The 5571-nt window shown below is 76.4% G+C and carries 6 protein-coding genes and 1 tRNA gene; 3 read left to right on the forward strand and 4 right to left on the reverse strand.

The features are described 5' to 3' along the window. Positions 1 to 240: 240 nt before the first annotated feature. The gene (locus ACFCX4_RS34300; protein ID WP_376151062.1) at positions 241 to 576 is read right to left on the reverse strand and encodes a hypothetical protein; all 336 of its coding nucleotides are present in this window, start codon (positions 574 to 576) and stop codon (positions 241 to 243) included. 149 nt (positions 577 to 725) lie between these two features. Continuing rightward, the gene (locus ACFCX4_RS34305; protein ID WP_376151064.1) at positions 726 to 1889 is read right to left on the reverse strand and encodes a hypothetical protein; all 1164 of its coding nucleotides are present in this window, start codon (positions 1887 to 1889) and stop codon (positions 726 to 728) included. Between the two features lie 153 nt (positions 1890 to 2042). On the opposite strand from ACFCX4_RS34305, the gene ACFCX4_RS34310 reads away from it, so the two are divergent. After that, entirely contained in the window at positions 2043 to 2489 is a 447-nt protein-coding gene (locus ACFCX4_RS34310) for an RICIN domain-containing protein (protein WP_376151066.1), read from the forward strand. A 443-nt stretch (positions 2490 to 2932) separates the two neighbouring features. Here the strand turns inward: ACFCX4_RS34310 and ACFCX4_RS34315 are convergent, their stop codons facing one another. Beyond that, positions 2933 to 3661: a tyrosine-protein phosphatase gene (locus ACFCX4_RS34315; protein WP_376151068.1), complete on the reverse strand. Its 729-nt coding sequence runs from the start codon at positions 3659 to 3661 to the stop codon at positions 2933 to 2935. A gap of 96 nt (positions 3662 to 3757) precedes the next feature. Beyond that, entirely contained in the window at positions 3758 to 4504 is a 747-nt protein-coding gene (locus ACFCX4_RS34320) for an SDR family oxidoreductase (RefSeq protein ID WP_376151072.1), read from the reverse strand. Between the two features lie 208 nt (positions 4505 to 4712). Here ACFCX4_RS34320 and ACFCX4_RS34325 point away from each other — a divergent pair, with 208 nt between their 5' ends. Next, the gene (locus tag ACFCX4_RS34325) at positions 4713 to 5414 is read left to right on the forward strand and encodes a DNA polymerase beta superfamily protein (protein WP_376151070.1); all 702 of its coding nucleotides are present in this window, start codon (positions 4713 to 4715) and stop codon (positions 5412 to 5414) included. Positions 5415 to 5451: 37 nt separating this feature from the next. Continuing rightward, positions 5452 to 5524 (forward strand) — tRNA-Lys (locus tag ACFCX4_RS34330). The last annotated feature ends 47 nt before the right edge of the window (positions 5525 to 5571 follow it).

Here is a 5571-nt window from a genome sequence, read left to right on the forward strand (position 1 = left end):
TTTTTTTTGTGGGGGGGTGTTTTTTTTTTTATAACTCCCCGGGGGGGCCCCCCCCGGCGGCCCCCCCCCCCCCGGGCCGCGTTCGAGGCCCGGTTCGGCGGCCGGTGACGGACGGTCATCACGGGGGCGGGACCACGGGGCCAGGGACACCGGGACCACGGGACACCGGTCGGGGGCGGGGCGGCCGGGTGACGCCGGGTGACGCGGAGTCACCCGTGACGGCGGGCCGCCCGGCGGGTGTCAGGCCTTGCGGGTGACGAGCGCCGAGGTGACCGCGGAGGCGGCCGTCACCAGACCGGTCACGGCGAGCACGGACGGCCAGGCGCCGATCCTCTTCGCCAGCGGGTGCGAGCCGCCGAACGCCACCACGTACAGCCCCGTCAGCGCGGCCGCGGCGGGCGCCCCCGAACGCCGGTGCCACTGCGCGGCGGCACCGGCGCCGGCCACGGCCAGCACCGCGCCGCCGAGCTGCCGCCTGCCGGTCCACCGGGCGACGCCGTAACCGCCGACCAGGCCGCTCGCCGCGGTCAGCGCGGCCGGTGCGGTGCTCGCGAGCGCGTTCGGGATCCTCGCCATCGTCGACTCCACTCCTCGGCGGATCCGGTGCGGATCCGCGGCGGTACCTCAGGACTCCGACCATAGCCCGACGGCCTCCGCGGCCGGTCCCGGACCCCGGTCCCCGACCCGGACGCCGGCTCGGCCCGGCTGCCGCGCCCCCGGCCCGGTTACCGCACCGCCCGCTCGAACGGCAGCGCGGGCGAGGCCGCCGCGAGCCGGGCCGCGGCCTCCTCCGCCGGCAGCACCCGCTCCAGCCGCAGGTCGCCGGGCACCTGCTCGACGAACCGCCCGGCGGCCCAGCTCCGTTCGTAAGGCTGCGGGTCCAGGACGAGGGTCCGCACGCCGTCCACCACCGGGATGTCCTCCGGCATGCCCTCGTTCCAGATCCAGCCGCCGTCCGGCGCGACCAGGTTGAACGCGCCCGTCGCGATGAACCGGCGCCCGTCCAGCCACCGGGTGCGGCTGAGCGCGACCACCTCCGGGTCGGGGCGCGTCCCGGGCAGGTGGCCGCCGCCGATGAGCGCCTCGGCGAGCAGCGTGTGCAGCTGGAAGTTGTCGGTCAGGGCGTCCATCCGCAGCAGGTAGCCGGTGCCGCTCGGGCGGTGCAGGACGAGCAGCGGCTCGTCGTCGAGTGCGGCGAGCAGGTACCGCAGGCCCTTGAGGTCGTGCCGTTCGCACCGCTCGCGGTACCGGTCGATCAGCCCGGTGAGGACCTCGGTCACCCCGGCGGCGCGGGCCGCGCGGCGGACGGTCACGTGCGTGCAGAGCGCGAACGCGGCCCGCTGCCACAGGTCGAGGGTCCACCAGCCGGCGACGGCCCGGTGGGCGTGCCACGCGTCCAGCCGTCCGGGCTCCGCGATCCGGGCGTGGGCGCGGCCGGGGTCGTCCTCGTCGGGGTCCGGCAGCGCGTCGCCGTCGCTGTCATCGGCGCCGCCGGCCTCCGCGGTGCCGGTGCCACCGGTCTCGGCCCACCGGTCGAGCAGCAGCAGCGCTCCGGTCAGGGCCTCCCGCAGCCCGGCGAGGACGCCGTCGGCGCAGGCCGCCGGGTCGGCGCCGCGCTCCACGCAGGCGCCCGCCATCATCGCCAGGTGCGCACGGGGGAACGGCGGGGTGTCCGTGAGCAGCGCCGCCAGCCGGGGACCGACCGCCGCCGACTCCGCCTCCCCGGCGGGCCCGAGGACCCCGCCCAGCCGGCGCAGCGCCTCGTCGAAGCGCTCACCGCCGTCCGGTGCGCCGTCCCCGAGGGCGGCTACGGCGGCCTCCAGCGTTCTCACCGCCCCGGCGAGGGCGGACTCCTGACCGAGCTGCGCGGAATGAGGGTCGAACACCATTCGCCGCAGCATAGGGGCCGCCCGCTCGTCCCGTCCCGCCGCCCCTGCCCGCCGTGCAGGCCCCGTCCGTCCCGTCGGCCCCGCCCGTCCCGAAGGACCGCGCCTCCCGTCGGCGCGGCCGGTTCTGTCGGTCCCGGATGGGAGACTCGCCGGGTGACCGACCACAAGATCACCGACGGCCGCTACCGGATCCGGAACGTGGCCACCGGCCTGCTGCTGGAAGTCCCCGGAGGCAACCGCCGCAGCGGCGTCAAGGTGCTGCTCGCCGCCGAGGACGGCTCGGACGCCCAGCTCTGGCGTCTGACCGCCGTCCACCCCGGCGGCGCGCTGTTCCACGTCGAGAACGTCGCCGGCGGCAAACGCCTCGACGTGACCGGCGCCGCCACCGACAACGGCGTGCCGGTCCAGCAGTGGTCCGCCAACGCCTTCGGCGCCCAGGAGTGGCTGGTCGAGCACCACCTCGACGCCCCGGGCACCTGCACCCTCACCAGCTTCGTCAGCGGCAAGGCCCTCACCGCCCCCGAGGACCCCGCCGCCCCGGTCCACCAGTGGGAGGACACCGACTCCCCGGCCCAGTGGTGGCAGCTGGAACGGCAGTAGCCGCGCGCCCGCTCAGCCGGTTCGGAGCCCGTGGGCCCCGCGGTGCCCGTGGTGCTCGAACACCGACCGGTCGTGCCTGCGCAGGTGGCGTTCCGCGCCCGGACGGCCGCACCGCTCCTGCCGACGTCGCCCTTGCCGAGTTCGCGCCCGGCGGCGTCCCGCGGCGACCACGGGCTCCGCTCCGGGCGGACGAACGGCATTGCCGCCCGCTGCGCGGCCGTGGCCCGCTCGACGGCGGGCGCGAACTCGCTGATCAGCCGGCCGACCGGCTCCCCGGCCTCCGCGTAGGGGACCGTGCCGGTCCCCGGCCGGGCGTGCCGGCCGAGCAGCCGGAGCAGCAGCAGCGGTCTGTGCGGTGCCCGGCCCCCGGCCGTGGTGGCCTGCCGGGCCCCCGCCAGGGCGGCGAGCAGTTCCCCGTCCACGGCTCCCGCCCTGCCGGGGGCTCAGACCGACAGGTTGGCGCGGAGGGCGGCGAGGTCGCCCTCGGTGGCGCCGTGGCTGTGGAGGTAGGCGGGGAGCGAGTCGTGCCGGTCGTGGATCCAGGCGAAGGAGGAGGCGAGCAGGTCGGCGGAGATCGGGCGGGAGATCCGCTCGGCGCCGGTCTCGTCGATGTACGGGGTCGGGCCGTCCAGGAGGCCGAGGCCGGCGTTGGAGCGCAGGTAGTCGGCGGTGATCTCGGCCTCGGAGGCGCCGAGCAGGGACTGGACGACGGCGATGGTGAGGCCGGTGCGGTCCTTGCCGACGGCGCAGTGGACGACGGCGGACAGCGCGTCGGGGGCGCCGAGCCGGCGGATCGCGGCGACCAGTGACGGGCCGGCGGTGGCGGCCATGAACGGGTAGAGCTCGACCTGGTCCTCGGGCCAGGGCCGGTCGGTGTCCTGGCGGTCGGCGGGCAGGGTGGGGAGGTGCAGGCTCTCGTGGTCGAGGTCGTGCCGCTCGTCGGGGAAGGCGTCCAGCTCCTCCTTGCTGCGCAGGTCGATCACGGTGCGCAGGCCCAGGGCCTTGAGCCGCAGGGCACCCTCCGGGGAGAGGGTGTGGAGGGAGCCGGAGCGGAACAGCACGCCCCGGCGGAGCGAACCGACGCCCCCGGCGTCGCGGAAGTTGCGCACCCCGGGGATGTCGATGAAGGCGGACGGCAGGTCGGGTTCACGGTCCGGCAGGTCGTCGGTCATGGGCCCACCGTACGGGCGCGGCAGGTGCCGGGGGAAGGAAACCCTTGACGTCGTGGACCGCCGGCGGGGGCGCCCCCGGCCGTCCGCCGGGCCGGCTCACCGGCCGCCGGAGACGTCCAGGAACGCACCCGTGGTGTACGAGGAGGCGGGTGACAGCAGGAAGAGGATCGCCTCCGCGACCTCCTCGGCCCGCCCGCCGCGCCGCATCGGCAGGCTCGGCGCGACCCGGTCGACCCGGCCGGGCTCGCCGCCCAGGGCGTGGATGCCGGTGTGGATCAGGCCGGGGCGCACCGCGTTGACCCGGATGCCCTCGGCGGCGACCTCCAGGGACAGTCCGCGGGTCATCGAGTCGACGGCGCCCTTCGCCGCGGCGTAGTCCACGTACTCGTTGGGGGAGCCGATCCGGGAGGCCGCCGAGGAGACGTTGACGATCGCGCCGCCCTGCCCGCCGTGCCGGGTGGACATCCGGCGGACCGCCTGCGCGGCGCACAGGAACGGGCCGGTGATGTTGGCGGCCCAGATCCGGCCGAGCCGCTCCTCGTCGAAGTCCTCAAGCCGGCCCTGCTGCTCCAGGGTGCCGGCGTTGTTCACCAGGGCGGTGAGCGGCCCGAGTCCGGCGTCGACGGTGTCGAACAGCCGGGCCACCTCGGCGCTGCGGGTGACGTCCGCGCGGACGGCGAGCGCGGTGCCGCCGCCGGCGCGGATCGCGTCCACCACCGAGGCCGCGGCGGCGCCGTCCGTCCGGTAGTTGACGGCGACGTGATAGCCGCGCCGGGCGGCGAGCAGGGCGGTGGCGGCGCCGATGCCGCGCCCGGCACCGGTGATCAGGACGACACCGGGCAGCCCGGGCGTCCCGGGCTGCCCGGCCGGGGCGGGCTCGTTCACGGTCGACATGCTCCGTACCCTACCCGCTCGGCCGAACTCTCCCCGGGAGCACGGGTCTTGGGTGTTCCGGCGGGCTCCGGCGGGCTCCCTCGGCGGGAATTCGCTCGCCCGGCGCGGTCCCGCCCGGCAGACTCCTGGGAACCGGCCGACGGGAGGAGCCAGCCCCATGTCCAGCATGCCCGGCACCGTCCTGCTCTCCGGCATCGTCGGATCCACCGCGTACGGGCTGGCCCACGCCGGTTCCGACATCGACCGGCTCGGCCTGTTCGCCGCCCCCACCGAGGGCTTCCACGGCCTGCACCGCCCCGCAGAGTCGCACGTCACCACGGCCCCGGACCGAACCCTGCACGAGGCCGCCAAGTGGTGCCGGCTCGCGCTCGGTGCCAACCCCACCGCCTCCGAGCTGGTCTGGCTGCCCGACGACCTCTACGAGGTGCGCACCCCGCTCGGTGAGGAGCTGATCGCGATCCGCCGCTCCTTCCTGAGCGCCCGGGGGGTCCGCAACGCCTATCTCGGCTACGCCACCCAGCAGTTCCGCAAGCTGCTGACCCGCGACACCGCCGACCGGGCCACCCGCGCCCGGGCCGCCAAGCACGCCCGCCACCTGGTCCGGCTGCTCGACCAGGCCGTCCACCTGCACGAGGCCGGCCACAACCTGGTCCGGCTGCCCGACCCCGCGCGGGTCCGCGACCTCGGCGAGCGGATCGCCGACGACCCCGCCCACGCCGAACGCCTCCTCGCCGCCGCCACCGACCGCCTGGACCGCCCCGGCGTCCTGCCCGACCGCCCCGACGAGCGCCCCGCCGACGCCTGGCTCCGCCGGGTCCGCGCCACCCACTGGACGCGCGAACAGGGCCCCACCGGATAGGATCGCGGCGGCCCGCCGCCACCAAGGCGCGGGCCACGGGCCGCTAGCTCAATCGGCAGAGCTGCGGACTTTTAATCCGTAGGTTCAGGGTTCGAACCCCTGGCGGCCCACCGAGTGCACAGGGACCCTGACCGGCGCACGAGCCGCCGGTCAGGGT

Origin of the sequence: Kitasatospora sp. NPDC056327, from assembly GCF_042261735.1 — a bacterium.
GTDB lineage: Bacteria > Actinomycetota > Actinomycetes > Streptomycetales > Streptomycetaceae > Kitasatospora.

Coding starts and splice junctions, on each gene's coding strand:
- ACFCX4_RS34305 (WP_376151064.1), bottom strand. CDS start 1,889: ATGGTGTTCGACCCTCATTCCGCGCAGCTCGGTCAGGAGTCCGCCCTC.
- ACFCX4_RS34315 (WP_376151068.1), bottom strand. CDS start 3,661: ATGACCGACGACCTGCCGGACCGTGAACCCGACCTGCCGTCCGCCTTC.
- ACFCX4_RS34300 (WP_376151062.1), bottom strand. CDS start 576: ATGGCGAGGATCCCGAACGCGCTCGCGAGCACCGCACCGGCCGCGCTG.
- ACFCX4_RS34325 (WP_376151070.1), top strand. CDS start 4,713: ATGTCCAGCATGCCCGGCACCGTCCTGCTCTCCGGCATCGTCGGATCC.